General features: G+C 68.1%; 3 protein-coding genes. All 3 read left to right on the forward strand.

The features are described from left to right. A partial coding sequence (locus AX721_RS12985; RefSeq protein ID WP_231754716.1) for an ATP-binding protein occupies window positions 1–273 on the forward strand: 273 nt, incomplete at its 5' end. Continuing rightward, window positions 266–871 carry a response regulator FixJ gene (fixJ, locus tag AX721_RS12990; RefSeq protein WP_068876422.1) on the forward strand — a complete coding sequence of 202 codons (606 nt, stop codon included), beginning with the start codon at window positions 266–268 and terminating at the stop codon, window positions 869–871. The genes AX721_RS12985 and fixJ, both read left to right, overlap by 8 nt. A gap of 66 nt (window positions 872–937) precedes the next feature. Then, complete coding sequence (locus AX721_RS12995) at window positions 938–1,318, forward strand: response regulator transcription factor (RefSeq protein WP_068876423.1); 381 nt, start codon at window positions 938–940, stop codon at window positions 1,316–1,318. The last annotated feature ends 60 nt before the right edge of the window (window positions 1,319–1,378 follow it).

Genomic DNA, 1,378 nt, shown 5'->3' on the forward strand with positions numbered 1-1,378 from the left:
CTCTTCGTCGGCGCGCAGCCGGTGGCGGACGACATGGTCGAGGTCTATGTGAGCGACACGGGCCATGGAATCGGCCCGGAGGCGGCGGAGCAGCTGTTCCAGCCGTTCATGACCACCAAGGTGCACGGGATGGGCATCGGCCTGTCGATCTCGCGGACCATCATCGAGGCCCATGGCGGCCGGATCTGGGTCGAGCCGAATCCCGGCGGCGGCGCCGTTTTCCGCTTCACCCTGCCCGGCGTGCGGGAGGAGGAACTGACGCAAGATGAGTGAGCCGATCGTCCACCTGATCGACGACGACGAGGCCGTGCGCACCTCCCTCGCCTTCGTCCTGGAGATGAGCGACCTGCCGGCGAAGACCTATCCGTCGGCGATCGAATTCCTCGAGGTCGCCGACAGCCTGGCGGGCGGATGCATCGTCACCGACGTTCGCATGCCCGAGATGAGCGGCCTCGACCTGGTGCGCCGCCTCAAGGAGCGCAACATCAAGCTCCCGGTCATCGTGATCACCGGCCACGGGGACGTGCCGCTCGCCGTCGAAGCCATGCGCGCCGGCGTGATCGATTTCATCGAAAAGCCGTTCGACGACGAGGTCCTGTTGCGCGCCATCCGCATGGCGCTCGATTCCACGGCGGAGTCGGACGCCCAGGCCCAGGAACGCCAGCGCTTCGAAGAGATGCTTTCGACCCTGTCCGGGCGGGAGAAGGACGTCCTGCGCGGCGTCATCGCGGGCAAGATGAACAAGGTCATCGCCTTCGAGCTCGGCATTAGCCCGCGTACGGTCGAGGTCTACCGGGCCAACGTGATGAGCAAAACCAACGCCAACGGCCTGTCGGAACTGGTCCGGATCGCCCTGCTCGCCGGCTTCTGATCGGCTTGCGCCAGATCAAAGCGACGGCCGCGGGCGCGCGGCACGATGAATTCCATGGATCAGAGGATGCCCGCCCACGCCCCCGTCATCTGTGTCGTGGACGACGACGACGCCGTGCGGCGGGCCCTGGAATTCGCCCTCGATCTGGAGGGGTTCGCCGTCGAGACCTACGCCTCCGGCGAGGCGCTGCTGCTGCGGACGCAGGGAGACGAGCCCGCGTGCCTGGTGATCGACGAGCGGCTGCCCGGCGTCTCCGGCTTCGACACCCTTCGCCAGCTGCGGGCGCGCCACCTGGGCGTGCCGGCGATCCTGATCACCAGCCATCCCAAGCCGGCCATCCGCGCCGCGGCGGCCGCCGCGGGGGTTCCGATCCTGGAGAAGCCGCTCCTGGGGGAGACGCTGATCTCCGCCATCCGCGAGGCCATCGCGGCCCGCGCCACGAACTGATTTCGCTCAGGCGGCGTAGCCGCCGATGCGTTTGACGTTGCAGCGGGACCAGAGGGCGTC

This window comes from Phenylobacterium sp. CCH9-H3 (genome assembly GCF_001557235.1).
Classification (GTDB): domain Bacteria; phylum Pseudomonadota; class Alphaproteobacteria; order Caulobacterales; family Caulobacteraceae; genus Phenylobacterium.